The following is a 24,705-nucleotide window of genomic DNA, read 5'->3' as shown; positions in this document are numbered from 1 at the left end:
ATGGCCCTGCGCCTCGGATGCATCGCCGACGACTTCACCGGCGCCACCGACCTCGCCAACAACCTGGTGCGCGCGGGCCTGCGCGTGGTCCAGCTCGTCGACGTACCACAGGACGGCGGGAGCGCGCCGGACGACGCGGACGCGGTCGTCATCGCTCTCAAGTCGCGCACCGTACCGGCGGCCGAGGCCGTCGACGCCTCGCTGCGCGCCCTCGCGTGGCTGCGCTCGGCGGGTGCCGGGCAGATCTACTTCAAGTACTGCTCGACCTTCGACTCGACACCGGCCGGGAACATCGGCCCGGTCACCGAAGCCCTGCTGGACGCGCTCGGCACGGACTTCACCGTGGCGACGCCCGCCTTCCCCGACAACGGGCGCACGGTCTTCAAGGGCCATCTCTTCGTCGGTGACGTGCTCCTCGGCGAGAGCGGAATGCGGCACCATCCGCTCACCCCGATGACGGACTCGAACCTGGTGTCCGTGCTGGGGGCCCAGATGCGCCGGCCGGTCGGGCTCGTCGACCACACGGTCGTCGCCGCCGGACCCGAGGCGATCGCCGCCCGGATCGACGCGCTGCGCAAGGACGGCGTCGGGGCCGCGATCGTCGACGCGGTCTCGAACGAGGACCTGCTGCGCCTGGGCGCCGCCGTCGCGGACCTGCCCCTGGTGACCGCGGGTTCGGGGCTGGCCATCGGCCTGCCCGCGAACTGGGGTGTCGAGCCCTCGCCGGACGCCGCCCGGCTGCCGAAGGCCTCCGGGCACGCGGCGGTCGTCGCCGGTTCGGTGTCCGCCGCCACGAACGGGCAGGTGCGGGCATTCCTGGCCACGGGGCGGCCCGCGTTCAGCGTGGATCCGCTGCGGATCGCCGCGGGCGAGGACGTCGCCGCCGAGGCCCTCGCCTTCGCCGAACAACATCTGCCCGAAGGGCCCGTCCTCGTGTACTCGACCGAGTCGCCCGACACCGTACGGGCCGTGCAGGCCGAGCTCGGCGCGGCCGACGCCGGAGCGCTGGTCGAGGGCACGCTCGCGCGCGTCGCCCAGGGCCTGGTCGAGCGCGGCGTGCGCCGGCTCGTCGTCGCCGGCGGCGAGACCTCCGGCGCGGTCATCCAGGCCCTCGGCCTGACCGAACTGCGCATCGGTCCGCAGATCGACCCGGGTGTGCCCTGGTGCGCGGCGCCGCTGCCGGACGGCTCCGGCACGCTGCACATCACGCTCAAGTCGGGGAACTTCGGCGGCCCGGACTTCTTCACCTCGGCGTTCACCCTGCTCGACGAGGTCGTCGTATGACGCTCCCCCGATCCCAGGACCCCGCGACCGACGCCGCGCGCGCCGAGATCGTCCGCGTGGGCGGCAGCCTGTTCGCCCGCGGCTACGTGCACGCCAGCGCGGGCAACATCAGCGCGCGGCTCGACGACGACCGCGGGCACCTGATCACCCCGACCGACGCGGCCCTCGGCTTCCTCGACGCCGACCGCCTCGCCCTGGTCGACGCCGACGGGCGGCAGCTCGCGGGCGACCGGGCCAGCAAGACGCTCACCCTGCACCGCCGGATCTACGCGGCCGACCCCACGGCCCGCTTCGTCCTGCACACCCATTCCACGCACCTGGTCGCGCTCACCCTGGCCGGTGTGTGGCGGCCGGACGACGTCCTGCCGCCGATCACCCCGTACTACGTCATGAAGGTCGGGCACGTCCCGCTCGTCCCCTACCACCGGCCCGGCGATCCGCGCGTCGCCGACCTGGTGACCGAGCGGATCGCCGCCCGCGCCGCCGAGGGCACCCCCATCAGGGCCGTGCTGCTCGACCGTCTCGGCCCCGTCGTCTGGGGCCCGGACGCCGCCTCCGCGCTCGCCGTCCTCGAAGAACTCGAGGAGACGGCCCGGCTCTGGCTCACCACCCCGCGCACGCCCGAGCCGCTCCCCGACCACGCCGTCGCCGAACTGAGAGAGACCTTCGGCGCCGCCTGGTGACCTTCCCGCCCGGCCCGTCCCCCGGCCGGCCGTCCCCGTCCGCTCGTTCCCACCGAGCCGCACAAGGAAGTGCTCCTCATGCCCACGACCGTGCCCACGGAGACCACCCCCGAACTGGCGCGTGAGAACGCCGTGTTCCGCAAAGTGGTCCGCCGCATCGTCCCCTTCCTGATGCTGTGTTACGTCGTCTCGTACCTGGACCGCGTCAACGTCGGCTTCGCCAAGCTCCAGATGTCCGCGGACCTCGGCTTCAGCGAGGCGGCCTACGGCCTCGGCGCCGGCCTGTTCTTCATCGGCTACTTCCTCTTCGAGGTGCCCTCGAACCTGCTGCTGCAACGCGTGGGCGCCCGCACCTGGATCGCCCGCATCATGATCAGCTGGGGTGTGGTGTCCGCGGCGTTCGTGTTCGTCTCGAACGAGACCACGTTCTACGTGCTCCGCTTCCTGCTCGGCGCCGCCGAGGCCGGCTTCTACCCGGGCGTCATCCTGTACTGCACGTACTGGTTCCCCTCCCAGCGCCGGGCCCGCGTCATCGCGCTGTTCATGTCCGCGATCCCCGTGGCCGGCATCTTCGGCAACCCGCTCTCCGGCTGGATCATGGACGTGTTCCACGGCCTGGGCGGCTGGGACGGCTGGCAGTGGCTGTTCCTGGTGGAGGCGGTCCCCGCCGTCATCATCGGTGTCGTCACGCTGTTCTGGCTCGACAACGGCGTGCGGGACGCCAAGTGGCTCACCGACGAGGAGAAGGACGTCGTCGAGCGGGCCGTCGCGACCGACGCCGAGCGCCACAGCGTCCACGGCCGCGCCCTCGACGCCTTCCGCGACGGCAAGGTGTGGCTGATGTGCCTCATCTACTTCTGCTTCGTGATGGGCCAGTACGCGCTGACGTTCTGGATGCCCACGTTCGTCGAGTCCACCGGCATCGAGGGCGCCCTCGCGATCGGTGTGCTGAGCGCCGTCCCGTACGTGGCCGCGCTCGTCGCCATGAACCTGTTCGGCTTCTCGGCCGACAAGCGCCGTGAGCGGCGCTGGCACCTGGTCGTCCCCTCGCTCATGGGCGCCGCCGGCTTCTCGATGGCGGCGAGCTGGACCGGATCGACGGCACTTTCCCTGGTCGCCCTGTCGATCGCCGCGGCCGGTGTCCTCACCTGCGCCCCGCTGTTCTGGTCGCTGCCGACCGCGTTCCTCGGCGGCACGGCGGCCGCCGCGGGCCTCGCCGCGATCAACTCGGTCGGCAATCTCGCCGGTTTCGTCAGCCCGTACATGATCGGCGCGCTGAAGGACTCGACCGGTTCGACGGCGATACCGATGTACGTACTGGCCCTGGCTCTCGTCATCGGCGCCGCGGCCGTCCTCACCACGAAGAAGAGCGTCGTCAACCGCTGACGCCCGCACCGCCCGACCCCTAGGAGCCACCCATGCCGAGGTTCGCAGCGAACCTGTCGACGCTGTACCCGGAGCACGACTTCCCGGACCGCTTCGCCGCGGCCTCGGCGGACGGCTTCGACGCCGTCGAGTACCTCTTCCCGTACGCCTACGAGGCCGCCGAGCTCCGCGCCCGCCTCGACACCCACGAACTGCGCCAGGTGCTGTTCAACGCCCCGCCCGGCGACTGGGAGCACGGCGAGCGCGGTCTCGCCGCGCTGCCCGGCCGGGAGGCGGAGGTGCGCGAGGGCGTCGACCGGGCGCTGGAGTACGCGGTCGCGCTGGGCAGCCCGCGTGTACACCTGATGGCGGGTCTGGTCGCCCCGGACGCCGACCGGGCCCGGCACCGTGACACGTATGTCGCGAACCTGGCCTACGCCGCGCGGCAGGCGGCGAGCGCCGGGGTCGACATCCTGATCGAGCCCATCAACACCCGGGACATCCCGGGCTACTTCCTGAACCGGCAGGCCGACGCGCACGCCGTCGTCCAGGAGGTGGGCGCCCCCAATCTGAAGGTGCAGCTCGACCTGTACCACTGCCAGATCGTCGAGGGCGACCTCACCACGACGCTCCGCCGCGATCTGCCGTCCGGCCGCGTCGGCCATCTGCAGATCGCCGGCGTCCCCGACCGTCACGAGCCCGACCGGGGCGAGCTGAATCTCCGTCATCTCTGTGCCGTCATCGACGACTTGGGCTTCGACGGCTGGATCGGCTGCGAGTACTTCCCCGAGGCCGGCACGAGCGCGGGCCTCGGCTGGCTCCGCGACCTGCGTACCGAGTTTCCGCACACTTCTTTGAAGGACAACGCATGAGGATCGTCATCACGGGCGGCTTCGGCTTCCTGGGCCGCCAGGTCGCCGAGGCCCTGCTGGAGCAGCGCACGTTCGACGGCCGGCCCGTCGAACGGATCGTCCTCGCCGACCGGTTCGTCCCGGACGCCTCGCCGCTGACCGCCGACCCGCTGGTCGAGGTCGTCCGGGGCGATCTCACCGAGCGCCTCGGCGACCTGTTCGCCGAGACCGTGGACGTGGTCCTCCATCTCGCGGCGGCGGTGTCGGCCGAGTGCGAGGCCGACTTCGACCTCGGCATGGGCGCCAACCTGGACACGACCCGCGCCCTGCTCGAAGCGGCCCGCGCCCAGTCCGCGGCCGGCGGCCCCCCGGTGCGTCTGGTCCTCGCCAGCAGTGTCGCCGTGTACGGCTCCGACGCGGCGCTCCCGCTTCCCGCTGTCGTCGACGAGACGACGCTGCCGACGCCGCAGTCCAGCTACGGCGTGCAGAAGCGGATCTGTGAGCAGCTCGTCGCCGAGTACACCCGGCGCGGCTTCCTCGACGGGCGGGTCACCCGCCTGATGACGGTGTCGGTGCGTCCGGGGAAGCCGAACGCCGCCGCGTCGGGCTTCCTGTCCGGCATCGTGCGCGAGCCGCTCGCCGGGCTTCCCGCGGTCTGCCCGGTCGGCCCCGGCCTGCGGGTCGCCCTCGCCTCCCCGCGCCGCACCGTGGCGGGCATCCTGCGGGTCGCCCAGGCCGAGCGCGGCGAAGGCCCCGGGCGGCTGTCCGGCGGGCTCCCGGTGAATCTGCCGGCGCTCACGGTCACGGTCGCCGAGATGCTCGCCACCCTGCGCGAGGTCGCGGGGGACGCGGTCGCCGATCTGGTGACGGTCGCCCCGGCCCCGGCCGTGGAGGCGATCGTCGGCTCCTGGCCCGCCGCGTTCGACAACGCGCGCGCCGCCGCGCTCGGTCTGACGCCCGACCCCGACTTCGCCTCGGTGGTGCGGCAGTACGTGGCCGACCACGCGGACGCGGTGACGGCCGGGGCCCCGGCCTCGGCGGGGGCGGCCGCACCTGCGCCGATAGACTGAAGTCATGTTCAACAAGGTGGACGGGCCCGTGCGGCTGGCCGATCGTGTCGCGGCCATGCTCACCGAGGAGATCGAGTCGGGGCGGCTGACCGCGGGCGACAAGCTGCCGACCGAGGTCGAGCTCGTCAAGCAGCTCGGTGTCAGCCGTACGGTGATCCGCGAGGCGGTGTCCCGGCTGCGCAACGCGGGCCTGGTCGAGCCCCGGCAGGGCCGCGGCGTCTTCGTGCTGCCCCGCCGCACCCGTCCCCTGGACCTGGAGGCCGACAACGGGGCCGGCGACACCAAGGCGAAGGTGCTCCAGGTCGTCGAGGTGCGCCGCGCGATGGAGGCCGAGGCCGCCCACCTCGCGGCGTCCCGGGCGACGCCCGCCGATGTCGCGCGCATGCGGGCGGCGCTGACCGCGATCGACACGGCGGTCGAGGCGGGCGGCGACGGCGTGGAGGAGGACCTCGCGTTCCACCGCTCCGTAGCCGAGTCGACGGGCAACCCGGTCCTGGTCTCCACGGTCCGCTACCTGGGCGAGGTGTCCCGGGGCGGCATCCGTGTCACGCGGGCCAACGAGGCCCGCCGGGGCGACTTCTTCGACGCCGTCCGCGAGGAGCACCACGCCATCCTGACCGCGATCGAGGCGGGCGACCCGGAGGCCGCCCGCTCGGCCGCGCGCCGCCACATGGAGCACGCGGCCGCCCGTCTGCAGGAGGCGGATCCGGAGTTCTGGGACGAGGCGGAGCGGATGGACGTGGAGCTGGACACCAAGAGCTGACGCGGCTTCGGCCTCAGTTCAGCTCGCCCCGCGCGGCTTTCATCATGCGCGCCCGGTACGCGGGGGTGTCGGCCGGCTCGCTCTCGCCGAAGACGGCCCGCATCCAGTGCCCGTCGGTGTTGTTGGGGAACAGGATGAAGTCGCGGCCGAAGTGCTCGGCGTCCTGAGCGGCCAGGGCCTTGCGCTGCGGGACGGAGGCCACGTAGTAGCGGCGGCGGAAGTCGTTGAGGTTGTCGCCGAGGTAGGCGACGACGTCGTACCGGGCCGCGATCTCCCGCTGGGCGGGCTCCTTGTTCGAGGAATCGCGGAGCATGGTCACGTGTGCGTCGTCGGCGAAGGCGAGGCCCGCATGACGCAGGTTCGCGACGCCCAACTCCTGCGTGTCGGGGCCCTGGTCGCGGGAGGAGACGTAGAAGACCTCCACTCCCCTGCTCGCGGCGTAGTGGGTGAAGTCGACGGCGCCCGGGGTGGGCGTGGGGCCGTTCTCGCGGACCCAGGTGTCCCACAGGGTGTCGTCGAACGCCTGCTTGCCGGCGGTGAGCAGGCGCGCCCAGTAGGTGTCGGAGGACAGGACGGTGTCGTCGACGTCGGAGACGATCGCGAGCGGTCTGCGGCCCGCGCTCCCCGGTCGGCCTGCTCCGCGCAGTGCGGCGTCGACGCGGTCGCGGGCGATGTTGAAGGCCTGCCGGTACAGCATGTCGCGCTCGGCCGCCGTCTGCCGCCAGGCGCCCGCCGCGCTCAGGATGTTCTGCGCGGCGTCGTCCGCCGTGGCCGCCGGTGCGCCGCCGACGGCGGTCAGTACGGTGCCGCCCGCGATGCCGGTGACGACGGTGCGTCGGGAGATGGCCATACCTGCTCCTGGGATCGATCGCCGGCCCGTCCGGGTGAGCGCCGGATGCACCGAGGTTACGAGCGCGGAACTGCGGTGTGACCCCGTATTCGTTGCGCGGGGACGGCTGATCATTGCGCGTGCGGGGCGGAGCAGGCGCCCGCCCCGGCACACGGCGTGCGGTGTGCCGGGGCGGGCCTTGGGGGGTGATGGTCAGCGGACGGTGGTGACCCTGTTCTCCTTCAGGGACGCACAGTTGGAGCCGGTGACCTGGACGTACACGTTGCCGATGCTGCCGCCCCAGTCGACGCAGTGCGCCTTGCCGTAGACGTAGGTCGGGCCGGCGTACGAGGTGTACGAGCCGTAGTCCGAGTCCCCCTGGTCGGTGTCGGCCACGTAGATCCACGCGGACATGTCCGTCCGCGTGCCCGGGTTGCTGCGGATGGTCACGACGCAGTTCTTGCCGTTGGTCGCGTTGTACGTCAGGTAGATGGTGCCCCGGGTGCCCACGGGCGCCGAGTTGACCGTCTTGTAGCTGCTGCCGCAGACCTGCTGCGGGGTGACGTTGGCCGCCGCTGAGGCGGGCGACGCCAGGGCGGTCGTGGCGCCCATCGCCAGCGCGGCCAGCGCCGCGGCGGTCAGGGCAGGTCGGTTCACACGCATATTTCCCCCATGTCACTGTCAGGGTGGGCTGTTCCTGATTGGTGTGACACGGGGCACATCGCGTTGGTTGTACCTGAATCCGGCCACCCTCCGGCCAGGAGTGGATCAGCCGAAGAGGGTGGGGCCGAGCGTGTGCCAGCCCTCCGGTCCCGGGATCCGCGCCGCCTCGGGCGGGCCCCAACTGCCGGGCTCGTAGACGACAGGAGCGGTGGTCGGGTTCAGTACGGGATCCACGATGCGCCAGCATTCGAGGATGGCGGGGTAGAACGCGAAGGGTTCCGGGTCGCCGCTGACGGCGCCGCCGAGGATGGTCTCGTAGGGCTGTTCCAGGCGGCCGAAAAGCTTCGCGTACTCGACGCCGACGGGTACTTGGGTGGGTTCGTCGTCGCCCTGGGCCTTGCGCACGACGAGGTCGGCGCGGATGCCGGTGTCGCCGTCGATGCGGAAGCGGACCACGTTCGGCGGGCTGTCCCCGTCGCCCGAGCCGAACAACTCCAGGGGCGGACGGCGCAGTTCGACGACGACCTCGGTGGCCGAGACCGCGAGCGCCTTGCCGCTGCGCAGATGGAAGGGGACGCCGGACCAGCGCCAGTTGTCGACGTGCAGGGTCGTGGCGAAGTAGGTGTCCGTGGTGGAGTCCGGTTTCACGCCGGGGACGTCGAGGTAGCCCCGGTACTGGCCCCGGACGGTCTCCGCGGGGTCCATCGGGCGCACGGCGTGCAGCACCCGCCACTTCTCGAGTCCCTGCGCGACCGGGTTCGCCGCGCTCGGCGGGTCCATCGCGAGCAGGGCGAGGACCTGGAGCAGGTGGTTCTGCACGACGTCGCGCAGGCAGCCGACGGAGTCGTAGAACGAGCCCCGGTCGGCGACGTCGAAGTCCTCGGCGAGGCTGATCTGCACGTTGTCGACGTAGGTGCGGTGCCAGATGGGTGCGAGGAGGGTGTTGGCGAAGCGGGCCACCATCAGCGACTCGACGGCGGCGTTGCCGAGGAAGTGGTCGACGCGCAGGAGGTGGTTGTCGTCGAAGTACTTGCCGAGTTCGGCCTGGAGGGTGCGGGCGGAGGCGCCGTCCTGGCCGAAGGGCTTCTCCACGACGAGACGGGCGTTCCGGTTGAGCCCGGTGCGGCCGAGCGAGGAGGCGACGGTGGTGAACAGGCTCGGCGGGATGGCCAGGTAGTGGGTGACGAAGCCGAAGCCGGACACCGCGTCCTTGAGCCGCTCAAAGGTCGCGTCGTCCGCGAAGTCGCCGGTGACGATGGACAGTCCGGCCGCGAACCGGTCGAACACCTCCTCGTCGATGGTCGTCCCGGTGGCCGTGACGGCCTCGCGGGCGTGGTCGCGCAGGCGCGCGTCGTCCCAGTCGCCCACCGCCACACCGATCACGGGCACGCCGAGCCGGCCCGCCGCGGTGAGCTGGTAGAGCGCGGGCAGCAGCATCTTGCGGGCCAGGTCGCCGGTGATCCCGTACAGGACCAGCGCGTCGGAGGGTTCGAGTCGGGTCGCGGGGAGCGAGGTCTCGGTCATGCGGGCTCGGTTCCGTTCCAGGTCGTCGGGTGCGGCGGGGTGCGGTGCTGTCGTTGTCGTGTGTCCCGGGTCAGGGGGTCTTCACGGTGGTCGGCGCCTCGGGTTCGCGGCCGAAGCGGCGGTCCAGGTCCTCTTCGATCTGCTCCGGGCCGCGGCCACGGGTCTCGGGCAGGAAGCGGCTGACGAACAGGAACGCCACCACGCAGATCCCGGCGAAGATCCAGAAGGTCTCGCCCTGTCCGATGGCGGTCGCCAGCGGCAGGAAGGCCAGGCTGACGATGAAGTTGGACACCCAGTTGACGGCGGTGGAGGCGCTCGATCCCTCGGCGCGCACCGACGGCGGGAAGATCTCGCCGATCAGGGTCCAGAACACCGGGCCCAGGCCACCGGCGAACGCGGCGATGTACACCACCATGAACAGCAGCGTCAGGCCCGAGCTGAGGTCGGCGACGAAGGCGAGGCCGAGCAGGAACACGGACGCGGCCATGACGGCGAGCGAGACCAGGACCATGGGGCGGCGCCCGACGCGGTCGACGAGTTTGATCGCGACCAGGGTCATCACGAGGTTGATCACGCCGATCGCCACGGAGTAGACGATCGAGTTGGAGGCGTCGAGGCCGGTCTGTTCGATGATGGTGGGCGCGTAGTAGATGATCGTGTTGATGCCGCCGAACTGCTGCACGGCGGCCAGGGTCAGGCCCACGATCAGGGCGGGCCGCACGTTCGGCGCCCACAGCCGTCCGCCGCCGCCGTCCTGCGAGGCGTTCCGGTCGTCCGCCATGCGCTGCTGCGCCCGGGCGACGAGCTGGTCGGCCGTGGCCTCGTCGGCCACGGAGGCGATGGCCTGCCGGGCGAGGTCGGCGCGGCCGGTCGCGATCTGCCACTGCGGGGACTCCGGCAGGATCCACAGGGCGGCCACGACGAGGATCACGGCCGGTACGGCGCCGCAGGCGAACATGGCGCGCCAGTGGCCGCCGCTGGAGAAGGCCATGTTCACGAGGTACGCCACGAGGATGCCCACGGTGATCATGAGCTGGTTCATGGTGAGGAGGCGGCCGCGGATGTCGGTCGGTGAGATCTCCGACAGGTACACGGGTACGAGCGCCGAGGCGGTGCCCACGGCGAGGCCGAGGACGATGCGGGCGACGAGCAGCATCGCGTAGCCGGTGGCGAACACCGCGAGCACCGTGCCGGCCAGGAAGACCGCGCCGGCGACGCCGAGCAGCCGGCGCCGCCCCCAGCGGTCGGCCAGTTTCCCGGAGCCCATGGCTCCGATCACGGACCCGATGAGCAGCACGCTGACCACGCTGCCCTGCTGGAAGGAGTTGAGCCCGAAGTCGTCACGGATGTAGAGCAGGGCGCCGGAGACCACTCCGGTGTCGAAGCCGAACAGGAACCCGCCCACGGCGATCGTCGCCGCCCACCACTGGATCTTGCGGAGTCCGGCGGGGGTGACCGCCGTCAGCGGGCCGTGTGTGCCGGGCTCGCGGGAGAACCCCTGAACCATGTCGTGTCCTCACGTTCCGTCGGGGGTCGGGCCCGCCGTGAAGCCCCAGGAGCCGGTGTACGACTCTCCGGGTTCGAGGCGGATCAGGTCGGTGCCGCTGGCCAGCGCGTTGGGCGGGCCCGTCATGGGTTCGACGCCGACGCCACGGCGGCGGTCGGCGTCGGGGACCTGGTCGGCCGTGTAGACCTCCAGCCAGGGCTGCGCGTCGTCGAGCCAGAACTGGACGCTGCGCCGGGCGCCCTGGAGGCGGACCCGGGCCAGCCCTCCGGCGTCCCGGTCTAGCTCGGTGAAGGCCAGGTCGACGCGCTGCGCGCCGATGCGGCGCCCGGCGGTGAAGTCGTACTCCGTGCCGGCGACGGCGACGGTCGGCCCGCGGGGCACCATCCGTTCGTCGACCGGCTGGTAGCGCCGGCCGGGGAGGTGCAGGACGCAGTCGTCGATGGGTTCGCCGACGGTCAGGTACGGGTGGGTGCCGTGGGCGTACGGGGCCGGCCGGGTGCCGGTGTTGCGGGCGGTGATCCGCACGGAGAGGCCGGTCGCGGCGTCCAGGCTGTAGCGCACGGTGAGGCTGAGGCGGAAGGGGTAGCCGGTCGAGCCGTGGAGCCGGTAGGCGAGGGTCAGCCGGTCCGGGTACTCCTCGACGGGGTGCCAGGTGGTCCAGCGGACGAGGCCGTGAATGGCGCAGTCGAGCTCCGGTTCGGAGAGGTCGAGCTGATGCTCGGCGCCGTCGAAGGTGTAGCGGCCGTGGTCGACCCGGTTGGGCCAGGGGACGAGCAGCTGGCCGAAGGCGGCCGGGGCCGGCTCGTCGGGGCCGTAGGAGAGGATCAGCGGCTCGCCCCGGTACGTGAGTTCCCGCAGGCCGGCGCCTGTCTCGGTCACGGTCGCGCGGTAGTCGCCCGCCCCGAGGGCGTACTGCACCCCGCTCAGCTCGTTGGCCATGCTGCGATCCGTAGCCCGGGTGCGGGCCGCTCTCACCGACTCGCCGCGGCTGTCCGTGGAACGAGTGAAAGTGCGGGGCCTTTCGGCGGCCGGACGGCCCGCCGGGGATGCGGGCCCGGAGATCCTCTGCGTCGTTGTTCCCGACGGGTGCGGTACGAGGCGGACGGAGGTGGGGGCTCGGGTGGTGGGCGCGATGCTCGGCCGGGTGTGGCAGCGGGTGCGCGGACGGCTCTGGCCGATCGTGCAGCAGGCGGTGGCGTGCGGGCTGTCGTGGTGGGTGGCGCGCATCCTGTTCGACCACCATGTGCCGGTGTTCGCGCCGATCGCGACGGTGGTGGCGCTGAACACGCAGCGTGGCGGCCGGGGCACGAACGCGGTGCGGGTCGTCTTCGGCGTCGTGGCGGGGGTGTTCATCGGCCAGGCGGCGTACGACGTCCTGGGCCGGGGTTCGGGTGCGGTGGCGATCGGCGGGGCGGTGCTCCTCGCCCTGCTGGTGGCGCTGGTCCTGGACGGGGAGCGCGTGACGATGGCGCAGGCCGCGGTGAGCGCGGTGGTCGTGGTGGCGGCCGGTCAGCCGGCCGGGCTCGACCGGATCTGGGACGTCCTCGTGGGCGCGGGGGTCGCGCTCGTGTTCAGCCAGCTCCTCTTCCCGGTCCATCCGCTGCGGCTGCTGAGCGGCGCGGAGACGGCGGCGCTCCAGGGACTCTCCGGGCTGCTGCTGCTCGGGGCCCGGACCGCCGGCGGGACGGGCCCCGACGGGACGCTGCCGCCGCGTCCGGTGTACGAGCTGCTCCAGGACGTGGACCAGGCCCGCACCGACATGATCAGCATCGCCCGGCGCACCCCGCGCTGGCGTCGGCACCAGCGCTCGGTGACCGCGTTGAGCACCGCCGCGCTCCATCTCGATCTGCTCGGCAACAGCTGCGTCAGTCTGGCCCGCGCGACCGCGGACGCCGGTCCCGAGGCGCGCGGGTGGCTGGTACCGGCCGTGAAGTCGCTGGCGGAGGTGCTGGAGGCGTGCGCGACGGCGCCCGCCGGGAGCGACGGGCGCCAGGGGTGTGTCCGCGCGGCGCTGGCGGTGGCGGGCCGGGTCACGGCGGACGCGGGGGCGGCGGGGGAAGCCGTCCGGCTGGTGGTGCGGGATCTGCTGGTGGTCGCGGGGGTGTCGGTGGGCGACGCGATGACCGCGGTGCGGGACGGGGCGTCGGACGCGCCGCTGGTGCCCGCACCTTAGAGCCGGGCGCGCCGCCGGTGCCCACGCCGTACAACTCCCTCAGACCGCCGGGCCGGTCAGGTGCTGCCAGACCGTCGGGTCGGTGCGGGGGCCGCCACGGGTGTCCGCGCCGTACTTGGCGATCTCGGCATCGAGGTCGAGCGGGCGGGTCGGGGACGTCATCGCCGACAGCTCCGCGACGACCGCCGCGTCGGGCACCAGCCAGCACACCTCGAACTCCAGGCCGTCAGGGTCGCGGGCGTACAGCGCCTTGGTGGAGGCGTGGTCGCTGGCACCGGTCAGCGCGCCGACCTCGGCGAGACGGTCCCGCACGCGGCCGAGTTCGGCGAGCGTGTCGACCTCCCAGGCGAGGTGGTAGAGACCGACGGAGCCCGTGCGCCGATCTCCGGGCGCCGCGTCCCGGGACTGGAACAGGCCGAGGTCGTGGTCGTTGGCCGAGTCCGCCGCCTGCAGGAACGCGGCCCCGGGGAACGCCTGGGGCAGGGCCCGGAAGCCCAGGACGTCGCAGTAGAAGTCCGTGCTGCGTGCCAGGTCGGACACGAACAGGACGGCGTGGTTCAGGCGGTGGATCGGCATGGTCGGTACCAGTTCCGTTCAGAAGCGGGGAGCCACGAGGCGGGGTGCGCGGTGCGCCTCGGGGAGCAGTATCCAGCGCCGGTCGCGTTCGTCCGCATCGGGTGCCCACCCACCGGGACAACCGGCCGGCGCCGCCCGGTTGTCCGTGATCTTTCCCGGAATTGTCCGCGATCCGTAACGGGCGGATCCTCCGGGCCCGAAGTCTCGTCCTGCTTATCGGTCGCGAGGTGGCCGAGGAGCGGCGCAACTGCGCGGAAATGGGGCGGACATGGCACGGCACAGCGGTGGGCGGGGCTGGTACGGCAAGGTCGTCGGGGCGGCGCTCGGGGTGACGCTGCTGACCACGGGCGCGTCGATCTGGACGGCGCAGGCCGGCGCGCTGGGCAGTGCGCCCGAGAAGGCCGCGCCGGCGGCCCCGAAGGCGGTCTCCGCGACCATCGCGCACGCCTCGGAGGCGGGGGAACGCGGCATCAACCTCACCATCGACGACGGCCCCGACCCCGTGTGGACCCCCCAAGTCCTCGACCTGCTGCGCGAGTACAAGGTGAAGGCCACGTTCTGCATGGTGGGCACGCAGGCGCAGGCGCATCCGGAGCTCGTGAAGAAGGTCGTCGCGGCCGGGCACCGGCTGTGCGACCACTCGGTGTCGCACAACACCGCGATGGACAAGGCCTCCCAGGAGTACCAGAAGAAGCAGATCCTCGACGCCGAGCGCATGATCACCGAGGCGTCCGGCGGCGTACGCCCCGTGTACTACCGGGCCCCCGGCGGCGCGTTCACCCCGTACAGCCGCAAGCTCGCCGCGTCGCGGGGCATGCGTCCGCTCGGCTGGAACGTGGACTCCAAGGACTTCGAGCGCCCGGGCACGGACGCGATCGTCGCCACGGTCGAGCGGGAACTGCCCAGCGGTCCGACGATCCTGTTCCACGACGCGGGCGGCGACCGCTCCCAGACCGTCGAGGCCCTGCGCCGGCTCCTCCCCCAGCTCAAGGAGCAGGGCTACACGTTCGGCTTCCCCGTCCGCTGAAGTCGCTGAACCCGGCGCAACGCCTCCGCCGGATAGCGGGTTTCCCGGCTCTCCTGGCGGAGCTCGCGCAGGAAGTCCCCCATCACGTCGGCGACCGGCGCGTGTCGTAGAAGGGCTGCCGCGATCCCCGGCGGCACGTCCGCCGGGACGTCTCCCTTCGCGCACGCGCGGACGAACGCTCTACGGGCGTCGGGCCCGTGTCCGTAGAGGGCGAAGGTCAGCCAGTTCACGAGGTGGTTGACCGTGTAGCAGCGGTCGTACGTGGCGTGCCGGTCGAAGAAGTCGGCCTCGTCCGGGGTGAGTTGGAAACGCGAGGAGAGCGCGAGGCCGTAGTCCGTGAAGAAGAGGCGGCGGCCGTCGGTCAGGATGTTCTCGAAGTGGGCGTCGAAGTGCAGCAGTCCGCGGGCGTTCATGAACGCGGTGCCGGCCGCCAGCTCCGACCCCACCATGGCGCACGCCCGCTCGGCCGGCGCTCCGCCCGCCGCGACCCGATCCCCGAGCCAGTCGTGCAGGTTCTGCGGGATGTACTCCAGGAACAGGGCGACGGTCGCCGAGGCCCGCGCGAGCTCCTCGATCCGGTGCCGTACTTCCGGGCCACCTCCCCAGTACTCCACCGCCCGCTCCACGTCGGCCAGTTCGTCGGGGAGCGGCTGCCCCGGCCCGGGCAGCACGCGCCAGTGGTACATCAGGGGGAAACCCTCGTACTCCCCCGACAGCACCCAGTTCGTCGTCATGGTGTGCACGGCGAGCTCCCGCCAGACACCGAAGCCGGGGCCGCCGATGCCGTACTGGCAGAAGGCGGGCAGCCGGAACAGGTTCGCGGTGGAGCGGACGTTCTCCGGCCGCCGCTCCAGGTCGGTCAGTGGCACCTGCTTCACGAAGACGGGCGTGCCGTCCACGTCCAGGAGGGCCGAGGTCCCGCCGATGCCGGCGCCGAGCGGGGTTCCCGCGTCGACGCGTTCACGGATCTGGTGATCGCTGAGCAGTGCGAGCTCCGTGGCGACGCCGCCGTGAGCGGCTGTGCGGGCTTCCTGGTTCGGGCCAGGGCTCTTCATCGTGCGGTGCCTCCAGTCGGCGGGCTTCCCGCACATGGTGCCAGGGTGAGGGGGCCGAGGCGGGGGTAGACAGTCCCCGTTCGCTCCGTGCACGCCACGTTCCAGCTCATCTCTCAGCCTGGAGGCGCATCACGTGAACCGTACTCCCGTCACTCCCGTCACTCTCGACACCACCGGCCGCCATCTGTACGCGCAGGCCGACCGGTTACGCGAAGCCGGGCCGGCCGTGCGCGTGGAGATGCCGTCCGGGCTCGTCGCCTGGTCCGTCACCCGCGGGCCGGTCGCCAAGCGGCTGCTGACGCATCCTCACGTGTCCAAGGACGCGCGCAGGAGCTGGCCCGGGTACCGGCCCTGGTCCGTGCCGTGGCTGGCCGCGTGGGTGGACGTCGTCTCGATGTTCACCAGTGACGGCGGCGATCACCAGCGGTTGAAGGCGCTGGTCGGCCGGGCGTTCACGGCCCGGCGGATCACGGCGATGCGTCCGGCGGTCGAGGGGATCGTCGACGATCTGCTGGACGGCCTGGAAGCCACGGCGCCGGACTCGGTGGTGGACCTGCGCGCCCGCTTCGCCTACCCCGTTCCCACGCGGGTGATCTGCGATCTGTTCGGTGTTCCGGCCGAACAGCGGCCGGAGATGCTGAGGGTCATCGACTCCGTGCTCGACCACAGCGTCTCCGACGCGGAGGCGGTGAAGAACCGGGACGGTATGTTCGCCGCGATGCACGCCCTCATCGCCGCCAAGCGCTCCTCGCCCGGTTCCGACATGACGAGCGTGCTGCTCGCCGCACAGGAGGAGGACGGCGACCGGCTCGGCGAGGACGAACTCGTCAGCACGCTCATCCTCATGATCGGCGCCGGGTCGGAGACCGCCGTCTCGTTGATCGGCCACGCGGTCGTCGAGCTGCTCGCCCATCCCGACCAGCTCGCCGTCGCCCTCGCCGATCCCGGCCGCTGGGACGACGTCACCGAGGAGACGCTCCGCAAGCACCCTCCGATCATGCATCTGCCGCTGCGCTACGCCACGGCCGACATCGCGCTCGGCGACGGGGTGACCATCGCCGCCGGGGACCTCGTCCTGATCGGCTTCGGCGCGCACGGCCGCGACCCGGACGCCAACCACGACCCCGACCGCTTCAGCATCGACCGTCACGACCGCGAACACCTCGCGTTCGGCCACGGGATCCATCACTGCCTCGGCGCCCCGCTCGCCCGGCTGGAAGCACGCGTCGCCCTGCCCGCGCTGTTCGCCCGCTTCCCGCACCTGCGCCTCGCCGCCGATCCCGACGCCCGGCACCAGCCGTCGTTCATCGGCAACGACTACCGGTCCCTGCCCGTGCACCTGCGTGCGGCCGCCGACGAGGCGCCGAGCGCGCCGTAGAACGACGTCCGTACGGGACGCTGACGTCGCATACCTGCCAGCTTCCACCACCCCGGGACTGCTGAACTGATCACGCAACGACAGTCCTTCACGGGTGGAGAACATGGGCTCGACAAGCAGCGTCAGCACGCACACACCGGGCGGTTCCAGGTCGTCCACGGCCGGAACTCCGCGGGCCGGATGGCCGGCCGTGGTCGCGGTGACGCTCGGCATCTTCTCGATCGTGACGACCGAGATCCTGCCGATCGGACTCCTCACCGAGATCGGGGCCGGCTTCACCGTCTCCGACGGCGCGGCGGGGCTGACGATGACGATGCCGGGCTTCCTCGCGGCCGTCGCCGCGCCCGCGGTGACCGTGGCGACGGCCCGTGTCGACCGGCGTCTGATGCTGTGCGCGCTGACGGGCCTGCTCGCCCTCGCGAACTTCCTGGCCGCGGCCGCGCCCGCCTACTGGCTCGTCCTGGTCTCGCGCGTTCTGGTCGGCGTCGTCATCGGTGGCTTCTGGTCCATCGGGGTCGGGCTCGCCGAGCGGCTGGTCGCTCCGGCGTCGGTCGGCCGCGCCACCGCCGTGATCTTCTCCGCGGTACCGCTGGGCTCGGTCCTCGGCGTGCCCGCCGGCACGTTCATCGGTGAAGTGGCGGGCTGGCGCACGGCGTTCGTCGTGATGGGCGGCCTGACGCTCGGCGTGCTCCTCATGCTGCTGCTGTTCCTGCCGCCCCTGCCCGCGCGTCGGGTGACCCGTCCGGGCGTCCTGCGCGGGGCGTTGCGCGGCGCCGGCACCCGAGGCGCGCTGCTGCTGACCTTCCTCGTCGTGCTGGCCCACTTCGGCGCCTACACGTACGTGACCCCGTTCCTCGAGCAGGTCACCGGCGCGGGCCCGGCCCGGATCACCGTGTTCCTGCTGGTCTACGGCGTCGCGGGCATCGCCGGGAACTTCGCGGGCGGTGTCCTCGTCGGCCGTCGCCCGCGCGCGGCCTTCGGCCTGGCCGCGGGCGCGATCGCCGCCGCGACGCTGCTCCTGCCGGTCCTGGGGCGCGGCTCGTCCGGAGCCGTGGCGCTGCTGATCGTGTGGGGTGTCGGCTACGGCGCCGTCCCCGTCTGTTCCCAGACGTGGTTCGCCCGGGCGAACCCCGGCGCCCCCGAGGTGGCGTCGGTCCTGTTCACGGCGTCCTTCCAGGCGACGATCTCGATGGGCGCGCTGGTCGGCGGATCCGTCCTGGACCGCACCTCTCCGTCGACGGTCATGGTGCTCGGCGGCGTCACGGCCTCCCTGATGGTCGTGGCGGTGTGCCTGACCGGTTCGTCCTGCCGACGGCGGCGAGCGGGCGTAGCGTCGGAGGGGTGAGTGGAACCGATGCGGACCGACGGTGGACGCGGGGCATGCCCGACGCCTACGACCGTCATCTGGCCCCTGTCTTCTTCCGGCCCTTCGCCGCGGACCTGGCGGCCAGGACGGCGGCGCTGCGTCCGCGCAGGGTCCTGGAGCTCGCCGCGGGCACCGGCGCGCTGACCTCGGCCGTGCTCGCCGCGGTGCCGGACGCGTCGGTCGTGGCGAGCGATCTCAACGAGGCAATGGTCGCCTGCGGTTCGGAGCGGGCGCCCGGCGCCGAGTGGCGGCAGGCGGACGCGCAGGAGCTGCCGTTCGAGGACGCCGGTTTCGATCTCGTCCTGTGCCAGTTCGGGGCCATGTTCTTCCCGGACCGGCCCGCCGCGTACGCGGAGGTGCGCAGGGTTCTCGCGCCGGAGGGACGCTTCCTGTTCAACAGCTGGGGCCCGTTGGCGTCGCACGGGTTCGGGGCCGCGTTCCAGGCCGCGCTGGAGCGGGCGATCCCCGGCGGGGCGCCGACGTTCCTGCCGGACGTCCCGCACGGCTACAGCGATCCGCACGTCGTGACCGAGGATCTCGCGGCCGCGGGGCTGGCCCTCGACTCCGCGGTGGAGGTGACGCTGGACGGTGCCGCGGAGTCGGCCGCCTCCGTGGCCACCGGGTTCCTCACCGGGACACCGGTCGGCGCGGCGCTCGCGGACCGCGCCGACGTGGAGGACGTGCGGGCCTCCGTGACGCGGGACATGACGGAGCGGCTCGGTACCGGTCCCGTGACGGCCGCGATGACGGCGACGGTCTACACGGCACACCGCCCGGGCTGAGCCGCGCCGGGGTCCGGCCGGCGTTCTACGCGCCCTCGTCCCCCTGTCCCGGGTCCTCGGCTTCGGGGTCCTCGGTCATGAACTCCCGTACCAGCTCGGCCGGGTTGGCCGCCGACGTCAGCGCGAACATCGCGTCCGGTTCGAACATGTCGTAGAGGAGCACGGGCAGCGGCCGCCCCAGCACCGCGACGATCCTGCCGCTGTCATGCAGGTGCCGGGCGGCCTTCACGCACACCTCGTAGAACCACTCGCACAGTTCCTCGTCGCGTTCACCGGGCTCGTCGCCGTCCTCGTACCAGAGGCCCTGCGCCATCGCCTCGCGCCGGAACGCCTGTGCGCCGTCCCCGTCCTGGCCCGTGACCCTGACGCCCTCGAGTCCGGTCGGCGGGAAGTAGGCGTAGCTCCAGCGGGCCTCCCAGGCGTCCGGCGTCTGTCCGGCTGCCTCGGCCGCGTCCGCCTCGGTGGTGTAGCCGATGGCCAGGTACGGGTGGCGGGGGTCCTGGTCGATGCTGTCCAGCCGGAAGGTCACGGCGTAGATGCCGCGATCGGCGGGGAACGTCCCGACGACCTCCTCCGCGGTCTGCCGCACGTACTCCGCGAACCTCATGCGCTCTCCCCGGTCAGCCGTCACCCCAGCACCGTAGCCCGCTCCCGCAACGGCTCAGGACTCGGGCGCGTCCCGGTAGAGGCGGACGGTGCGGAGGATCTTCCGCACCGTGGCGTCGTCGACCTCGTCCTTCACGTTCTGGGCGCCGATGAAGGACCAGGACACGACCTTGCCCTGGGGGTTCTTGAAGGCGAAGGTCGTGGACTTGCCGTCGGTGGCGCACTTGTGGCGCTTGTCGGCCCCCGAGGACCAACTCGACGCGAGCCGGCCGCTGATCCCCGAGGCGGTGGTGTACGACTCCACCGGGCTCGTCCGCACCTTCTTCCGGTCCGGCTGCGCGTAGAGGCCGTAGACCCAGGCGGAGGAGTCGTGGCGGGCCGCCTGGTCGGCGCTCTCGGAGTCCTGGTTGCGCCGGCTGCCCGCGCCCGCGAGCGCCGTGTCCTCCTTGGTGCCGTCCTGGTCGACGTCGTCCGTGCACCACTTCTCCTGGAGGTAGGCCGGACCCTGGAAGGCGACCAGAGGAGTGTCGGAGGTGTCGTCCTCGTCCGCCGTGTACGCGACCCAGCTGGGCGACTTGAGACCCCACTCGGGCGGGACGTCGAAGGCGATGTGGGTGGTGGGGTTGGCTACGACCTTCCATCCGTCGACGGTCGGCTGCGGGCCCTCGGACCGACGTGGGTTGCTGCTGGGCCGGGCACTGCTGTCGGCGGAGTCCGAGGCGGACGGGGCTGTGGGGCCGGCGTCGTTCTTGTCGTCGTCGTTCGTGAGGAGCACGATGCCGGTCGTGGTGACGGCGGCCAGCGCGACCAGGACGGCGATCACCGCGGCCACGGTCCGGCCCCCGCCCTTCTTCGGCGGCCCGCCCGGCGCCGGCGGGGCGGGCGGCATCGCCCCTTGGGTGGGCGCGTTGTACTGCTGGGGGAAACTCGGCGCCGTAGGGGTGTACGGGTTCGGCTCCTGCGGGTTGTGCCCGCCACCGGGGTACTGCGCTCCTTGGTTCATGGGGAGCAACGATAGGCATGTGCCTCCTGAGGTTCATGGGGCTCCGCATGTGTTCTCCCTCTCGTCCGGCTGCGACTCCGACTCCGACTACCGCAACGGTCACGGGAGATGACGTCGCGTCAATTCACGTACATCTCCTGTGTCCTTGAGGCCTGCGCTACGTTTCCCGGCATGACCGGACTAGGACCTGTTGCCTGGCCGCCCGCCCCGATCAGGACCGAGAGGCTCGTGCTCCGCGCGTCCGCGGCCCGCGATCGTGCGGCGTTCGTCGAGCTGTTCGCCTCGCCGGAGGTGAGCCGGTACGTCGGTGGCGCCCGACCGCGTGACGAGCTGGAGCGTGCGGTGCCGCAGGTGCCCGGTCGGCGGTCCGGCACCTTCGTGGTGGAGCTCGACGACGCGATGATCGGGATCGTCACGCTCGACCGGCGCGAGGCCGAGCGTCCGGGCCGTGTGCGCCCCGAGGCCGGTGAGCCGGAGCTCGGTTACCTGTTCCTGCCGCAGGCCTGGGGCCACGGGTACGCCGCCGAGGCCTGTACGGCCGTGCTCGACTGGTGCGCACAGGAGCTTCCGGGCGAGCCCGTGGTGCTCTGCACACAGAGCGCCAACGAGCCGGCGGTGCGGCTCGCACGGATGCTGGGGTTCTCCGAGGCCGAGCGGTTCGAGGGGTACGGGGCCGAGCAGTGGTTCGGCGTGCGGCCGTCCCGCTCAGGGCCTGAGTTCGGCTGAGTCCGCCTCCGCCGCGGGGCTCGGGGACGGCTCCGCGGTGTGCGCGTGGGTACGGGCGCGTGTGCGGGGCACCACGGTGGCGAGGGCCACGGCCAGCCCGCCCACGAGGAGCAGGGCGAGCGCCGCACCGGAGCGGTCGATGACGATCCCGGCCGCCGCGGACGCCAAGGAGGCACCCAGGTTCACCGAGGTGTTGATCCAGGTGGACGCCTCGGTCTGGCTGGACTCCGCGACGACCGTGTCCGCGACAAGGTAGCCGGTGATGAGGGACGGGGCGAGGAAGAGGCCGACGAGTGCGAGCCCGGCGGCGAAGAGCACCAGGGTGTCGAGCCGGGACACGATCACGGCGGCGACGCCCATGCTCACGCACAGCGCGAACAGCCGCGCACCGATGCCCGCCTTGAGCTTCAGCTGCCCGTAGACCAGGCCGCCGATCGCGCTGCCGCCCGCGAACGCCGCGAGGAGCCAGCCCGAGGCCTCGACCGCGCCGTGCCGCGCGGCGACCGCAGGTGCGGCGATCTCGGCGACACCGAGGACGGCGCCCACCCCGAGGAGCGCGAGCAGGATCCGTGCGAAGCCCGGCTGCCGCAGCGGGCGCTCGCCGCGCCGGGCCGTGGTCCGTGAACCGCCCAGCGCCTTGGAGGAAGGGCTCGACGTCATCGCGGTGGTGCCGAGCAGGACCGCGCCGGCGGTCACCCAGAGGCCGGCGGCCGGGGAGGCCGCCGTGATGACAGCCGTGATCACGACGGGTCCCGCCACGAAGAGAAGCTCCTCGCACACCGCGTCGATGCTGAACGCCTTGGTGCGCTGCTCCCCGGGCTCGGTGAGCGAGGCCCAGATCCTGCGCATCGCCGCTCCCAGCGGTGGCGCGGTCAGGCCGATCGCGAGGCTGAGGACGAGGTACCAGGTGTCCGCGACGCCCTCGGCGTGGGTGAGGAGCGCGAGTCCGGCGAAGCCCGCGGCGTGCCCCGCCGCCAGGGCGGTGAGGGCGACGCGCTGGCCGAACCGGTCGACGGATCGGGCGCGCCAGGGGGCGGCGACGACGTTGGCTGTTCCGAACAGTGCGGTGGCGAGGCCGGCTTGGGCGTACGAGCCCGTCCGGTCCTGCACCGTGAGGAGGAGGGCGAGGCCGCCCATCGCCAGTGCGGAGCGGGCGAGGAGCGCGGGCAGGAAGGCGCGCAGGGCGCCGGGGAGCAGAAGCACGGTGAGCACGGGAGGGGCTCCAGGGATGTGCGACCGGGGGTGGTGCCGTGGCCGGTCGGCGGATCTGACGGATGTGGGGCCCGAGAGGGAAGCGCGAATCGCACCCTGGGCGGACCGGAACCTGAGCGGGAGGAACTCAGGGCCGTCAGATGAACATCACGATGAGCACCCGGGGATCGTAGCCGACAGCCGGCCGGCATGTCCGGTGAACGGCGTCTTCCGGACCCGCTACGGCTCGGGCCCACCGGCCTGGGCGCCCGGGCCCGCCGGCCTGGGCCACTCGGGCCGGGGCCCGTGGGTGCGCTCGTGGCTCTGGGCCGCGCGCTTTTGCGGCGACGGCGCGCTCACCGGGCGAACTGGCCGCGTACTTCGAGGCGGAGCGCGCGCCGGGTCAGGCGAACAGGGTGAGGAGGATCTCGTCGACGTCCTCGCCGCGACCGTGGGCGAAGCCCCGGTCGGTGCCGGTGCGTTCGAAGCCGCACTTCTCCAGGACCCGGACGGAGCCGGTGTTGTCGGCGGCCGCGCGGGCGTGCAGCGGGCGTTCGGGGGCGAGGGCGATCAGGGCGCGCAGGGCGGCGGTCGCGATACCCCTCCCCCAGTACTGCCGGCCGATCCAGTAGGTGACCTCGCGGTCCTCCTGCGGGCCGAACACGGCGACGTGGCCGAGGATCTCGCCGCCGGGGCCCTCGACGGTGCGCATGACGACCGACGGATCCCGGCGGTTGCGGTCCCAGTGGGAGTGGAACGCGGGGCTGTCCGTCGGGTCCTTGGCCGTGAAGGCGGCCTGCCGGATGCTCTCGGGGTCGTTCATCTGCACGAAGAAGACGGGCAGATCGGAGTCGTGCACGGCGCGCAGCGTCACGTCCATCGGTGCCTCCTGGCCGGGTCGGGAGCATCGGATCGGGAGCATCTGGATGCTCCCACCATCGACCGGCCCCCGGCCAGGCCCGTCACCGAGATGAGACGGTCACCAGCGGACCGGAAGGGTGCGTGGTCCGCGGATGAGGCCCTCGCGCTGGAACTCGACCTCGTCGGGCGCGACGGCCAGGCGCAGGTCCGGGAATCGGCGCAGCAGCGTCGTGATGATGACGTCGGCCTCCATACGGGCCATCAGCGCGGCGAGGCAGAAGTGCGGGCCGTTGCCGAAGGCCAGGTGTCCGGGGCCGGGGCGGTCGAAGTCCAGCTCGTCGGGGTACGGGAAGACCTCGGGGTCGCGGTTGGCGGCGACGTAGGCGTTGTAGACGACGTCGCCCTCCTTGATGAGGTGGCCGCCGAGTTCGACATCCTCCAGGGCGATGCGCGGGATGCCGACACCATTGCGGTGCGGGACGTAGCGGTAGAGCTCCTCCACCGCCTTGGTCACCAACTCCGGTTCAATGCGCAGGCGTTCGAGCTGGGCGGGGTGGGTGAGCAGGGCGTACATCATCGAACCGCTGTTGTTGCGGACGGCGTGACCGCCGCTGACGTAGACGGCCATGGCCAGGGAGACGGCCTCGTCGTCGGTGATCTCGCCCGAGGCGGTCGCCTCGGCCAGAACTCCGGCGAGGTCCTCGCGGGGTTCGTCGCGGCGCCGGCGCAGCAGGTCCACGACGCGGTCGCGGGTGGCCGTGCGTGCCGCCTGGTTGCGTTCCTTGGCGTCCGCCTTGGACAGCAGGGCCTCGGAGTTCCCGGCCCAGGCGCGCCAGTCGCCCTCGTCGACGCCCAGGAACCAGCACACGACGGCGATGGGGAGCGGGGTGTGCAGCCGCTCCATCAGGTCGGCGGGCGGTCCCGCCTCCTCCATGGCGTCGAGCAGCTGGTTCGCGATGCGTTCCGTCATCGGCCGCAGGCGTTCCATGCTGCGGGCGGTGAAGGCGCGGGCCACGACACGGCGCAGGTGGGTGTGCCGGGGCGCGTCGATGTACTGCAGGCCGGCGGTGTGCGACGCGACGGGTGTGGGGGCCATCGTGGTGACGGGCCGGCCGACGACCTGTTCCCGCGAGAAGCGCGGGTCGGAGGTGACGAAGCGGACGTCCTCGTAGCGGGTGACGAGCCAGGCGTGGCCGGAGCCGTAGGGCAGTTGGATGCGGGTGACGGGCTCGTCGCGCAGGACCTCGTCGAGGAAGGGGTCGGGGGTGAGCTGGTCCAGGTCCTCGACGGGCCAGAAGCGAATCGCGGGCGACGACGGTGCAGAGGTCGATTCGAGGGTCATCGGCCGTCCATTCCTTCTCAGGCTGCTGGCGTTCCCGGCCCGGCGCCGTCCGGCACCCGGGTCCCTGGAAGCCTGCCTGG

Annotated in this window: 24 protein-coding genes; 12 read left to right on the top strand and 12 right to left on the bottom strand. The window is 72.4% G+C overall.

Annotated features, from left to right (window positions below; translation table 11 throughout):
* The 6 genes from otnK (at position 1) to ACIBTU_RS07295 (ending at position 6,016) form a co-directional block, all read left to right on the top strand.
* On the top strand, positions 1–1,284 hold the full coding sequence (otnK, locus tag ACIBTU_RS07320; RefSeq protein ID WP_399124956.1) for a 3-oxo-tetronate kinase: 1,284 nt from the start codon (positions 1–3) through the stop codon (positions 1,282–1,284).
* A complete protein-coding gene (locus tag ACIBTU_RS07315; RefSeq protein WP_399124955.1) occupies positions 1,281–1,967 on the top strand; it encodes an aldolase in 687 nt (228 codons plus the stop codon). Before otnK ends, ACIBTU_RS07315 begins: the two co-directional genes overlap by 4 nt.
* A 78-nt stretch (positions 1,968–2,045) precedes the next feature.
* Complete coding sequence (locus ACIBTU_RS07310; protein ID WP_399124954.1) at positions 2,046–3,353, top strand: MFS transporter; 1,308 nt, start codon at positions 2,046–2,048, stop codon at positions 3,351–3,353.
* 32 nt (positions 3,354–3,385) lie between these two features.
* Entirely contained in the window at positions 3,386–4,204 is an 819-nt protein-coding gene (gene otnI / locus ACIBTU_RS07305; protein ID WP_399124953.1) for a 2-oxo-tetronate isomerase, read from the top strand.
* Positions 4,201–5,253, top strand: a complete 1,053-nt coding sequence (denD, locus tag ACIBTU_RS07300; RefSeq protein WP_399124951.1) for a D-erythronate dehydrogenase — start codon at positions 4,201–4,203, stop codon at positions 5,251–5,253. The genes otnI and denD overlap by 4 nt, the downstream gene beginning before the upstream one ends.
* 4 nt (positions 5,254–5,257) lie before the next feature.
* Complete coding sequence (locus ACIBTU_RS07295) at positions 5,258–6,016, top strand: FadR/GntR family transcriptional regulator (RefSeq protein ID WP_399124950.1); 759 nt, start codon at positions 5,258–5,260, stop codon at positions 6,014–6,016.
* A 13-nt stretch (positions 6,017–6,029) separates the two neighbouring features.
* On the opposite strand, the gene ACIBTU_RS07290 is transcribed toward ACIBTU_RS07295, so the two are convergent.
* The 5 genes from ACIBTU_RS07290 to ACIBTU_RS07270 form a co-directional block, all read right to left on the bottom strand.
* Entirely contained in the window at positions 6,030–6,866 is an 837-nt protein-coding gene (locus ACIBTU_RS07290) for a 5'-nucleotidase, lipoprotein e(P4) family (protein ID WP_399124948.1), read from the bottom strand.
* Positions 6,867–7,058: 192 nt separating this feature from the next.
* Positions 7,059–7,508: a spore-associated protein gene (locus ACIBTU_RS07285; protein WP_399124947.1), complete on the bottom strand. Its 450-nt coding sequence runs from the start codon at positions 7,506–7,508 to the stop codon at positions 7,059–7,061.
* Positions 7,509–7,613: 105 nt separating this feature from the next.
* Positions 7,614–9,032 (bottom strand): glucose-6-phosphate dehydrogenase, encoded by a 1,419-nt coding sequence (gene zwf, locus ACIBTU_RS07280; RefSeq protein ID WP_399124946.1) that lies wholly within the window; start codon positions 9,030–9,032, stop codon positions 7,614–7,616.
* A gap of 70 nt (positions 9,033–9,102) precedes the next feature.
* A complete protein-coding gene (locus ACIBTU_RS07275; RefSeq protein ID WP_399124945.1) occupies positions 9,103–10,539 on the bottom strand; it encodes a sugar porter family MFS transporter in 1,437 nt (478 codons plus the stop codon).
* 9 nt (positions 10,540–10,548) lie between these two features.
* Positions 10,549–11,478 (bottom strand): aldose 1-epimerase family protein, encoded by a 930-nt coding sequence (locus ACIBTU_RS07270; RefSeq protein WP_399124944.1) that lies wholly within the window; start codon positions 11,476–11,478, stop codon positions 10,549–10,551.
* Positions 11,479–11,659: 181 nt separating this feature from the next.
* On the opposite strand from ACIBTU_RS07270, the gene ACIBTU_RS07265 reads away from it, so the two are divergent.
* Positions 11,660–12,712, top strand: coding sequence for an FUSC family protein (locus ACIBTU_RS07265; RefSeq protein ID WP_399124943.1), 1,053 nt, complete (start codon positions 11,660–11,662; stop codon positions 12,710–12,712).
* A 39-nt stretch (positions 12,713–12,751) separates the two neighbouring features.
* Here the strand turns inward: ACIBTU_RS07265 and ACIBTU_RS07260 are convergent, their stop codons facing one another.
* Positions 12,752–13,288 carry a VOC family protein gene (locus ACIBTU_RS07260; RefSeq protein ID WP_399124942.1) on the bottom strand — a complete coding sequence of 179 codons (537 nt, stop codon included), beginning with the start codon at positions 13,286–13,288 and terminating at the stop codon, positions 12,752–12,754.
* Positions 13,289–13,556: 268 nt separating this feature from the next.
* Between ACIBTU_RS07260 and ACIBTU_RS07255 the strand changes: the two genes are divergently transcribed.
* Positions 13,557–14,315, top strand: coding sequence for a polysaccharide deacetylase family protein (locus ACIBTU_RS07255; protein ID WP_399124941.1), 759 nt, complete (start codon positions 13,557–13,559; stop codon positions 14,313–14,315).
* Here ACIBTU_RS07255 and ACIBTU_RS07250 read toward each other — a convergent pair.
* Positions 14,288–15,370 (bottom strand): protein kinase family protein, encoded by a 1,083-nt coding sequence (locus ACIBTU_RS07250; protein ID WP_399124940.1) that lies wholly within the window; start codon positions 15,368–15,370, stop codon positions 14,288–14,290. The two genes, ACIBTU_RS07255 and ACIBTU_RS07250, sit on opposite strands and share 28 nt — an antisense overlap.
* 133 nt (positions 15,371–15,503) lie before the next feature.
* Here ACIBTU_RS07250 and ACIBTU_RS07245 point away from each other — a divergent pair, with 133 nt between their 5' ends.
* The 3 genes from ACIBTU_RS07245 to ACIBTU_RS07235 all read left to right on the top strand — a co-directional run bounded on the left by ACIBTU_RS07245 (position 15,504) and on the right by ACIBTU_RS07235 (position 18,896).
* Positions 15,504–16,748 carry a cytochrome P450 gene (locus ACIBTU_RS07245; protein WP_399124939.1) on the top strand — a complete coding sequence of 415 codons (1,245 nt, stop codon included), beginning with the start codon at positions 15,504–15,506 and terminating at the stop codon, positions 16,746–16,748.
* A 103-nt stretch (positions 16,749–16,851) separates the two neighbouring features.
* Positions 16,852–18,093 carry an MFS transporter gene (locus ACIBTU_RS07240; RefSeq protein ID WP_399124938.1) on the top strand — a complete coding sequence of 414 codons (1,242 nt, stop codon included), beginning with the start codon at positions 16,852–16,854 and terminating at the stop codon, positions 18,091–18,093.
* Between the two features lie 35 nt (positions 18,094–18,128).
* Positions 18,129–18,896: a class I SAM-dependent methyltransferase gene (locus ACIBTU_RS07235; RefSeq protein ID WP_399124937.1), complete on the top strand. Its 768-nt coding sequence runs from the start codon at positions 18,129–18,131 to the stop codon at positions 18,894–18,896.
* A 25-nt stretch (positions 18,897–18,921) separates the two neighbouring features.
* Here ACIBTU_RS07235 and ACIBTU_RS07230 read toward each other — a convergent pair whose 3' ends face one another.
* Both ACIBTU_RS07230 and ACIBTU_RS07225 read right to left on the bottom strand, forming a co-directional pair.
* Complete coding sequence (locus ACIBTU_RS07230) at positions 18,922–19,503, bottom strand: hypothetical protein (RefSeq protein WP_399124936.1); 582 nt, start codon at positions 19,501–19,503, stop codon at positions 18,922–18,924.
* A 54-nt stretch (positions 19,504–19,557) separates the two neighbouring features.
* Positions 19,558–20,505 carry a hypothetical protein gene (locus ACIBTU_RS07225; protein WP_399124935.1) on the bottom strand — a complete coding sequence of 316 codons (948 nt, stop codon included), beginning with the start codon at positions 20,503–20,505 and terminating at the stop codon, positions 19,558–19,560.
* A gap of 171 nt (positions 20,506–20,676) precedes the next feature.
* Between ACIBTU_RS07225 and ACIBTU_RS07220 the strand changes: the two genes are divergently transcribed.
* Entirely contained in the window at positions 20,677–21,231 is a 555-nt protein-coding gene (locus ACIBTU_RS07220; RefSeq protein WP_399124934.1) for a GNAT family N-acetyltransferase, read from the top strand.
* Here ACIBTU_RS07220 and ACIBTU_RS07215 read toward each other — a convergent pair.
* The 3 genes from ACIBTU_RS07215 to ACIBTU_RS07205 form a co-directional block, all read right to left on the bottom strand.
* Positions 21,211–22,443 carry an MFS transporter gene (locus tag ACIBTU_RS07215; RefSeq protein ID WP_399124933.1) on the bottom strand — a complete coding sequence of 411 codons (1,233 nt, stop codon included), beginning with the start codon at positions 22,441–22,443 and terminating at the stop codon, positions 21,211–21,213. The genes ACIBTU_RS07220 and ACIBTU_RS07215 overlap by 21 nt on opposite strands.
* 382 nt (positions 22,444–22,825) lie before the next feature.
* Positions 22,826–23,302 carry a GNAT family N-acetyltransferase gene (locus tag ACIBTU_RS07210; protein ID WP_399124932.1) on the bottom strand — a complete coding sequence of 159 codons (477 nt, stop codon included), beginning with the start codon at positions 23,300–23,302 and terminating at the stop codon, positions 22,826–22,828.
* 99 nt (positions 23,303–23,401) lie between these two features.
* Positions 23,402–24,625 (bottom strand): cytochrome P450, encoded by a 1,224-nt coding sequence (locus tag ACIBTU_RS07205; RefSeq protein WP_399124931.1) that lies wholly within the window; start codon positions 24,623–24,625, stop codon positions 23,402–23,404.
* Positions 24,626–24,705: the final 80 nt, after the last annotated feature.

Origin of the sequence: Streptomyces sp. NPDC050145 (assembly GCF_044460245.1) — a bacterium.
GTDB lineage: Bacteria > Actinomycetota > Actinomycetes > Streptomycetales > Streptomycetaceae > Streptomyces.
The sequence above is the reverse complement of the archived record's forward strand: the minus strand, read 5'-3'. Positions and strand labels throughout refer to the sequence as shown.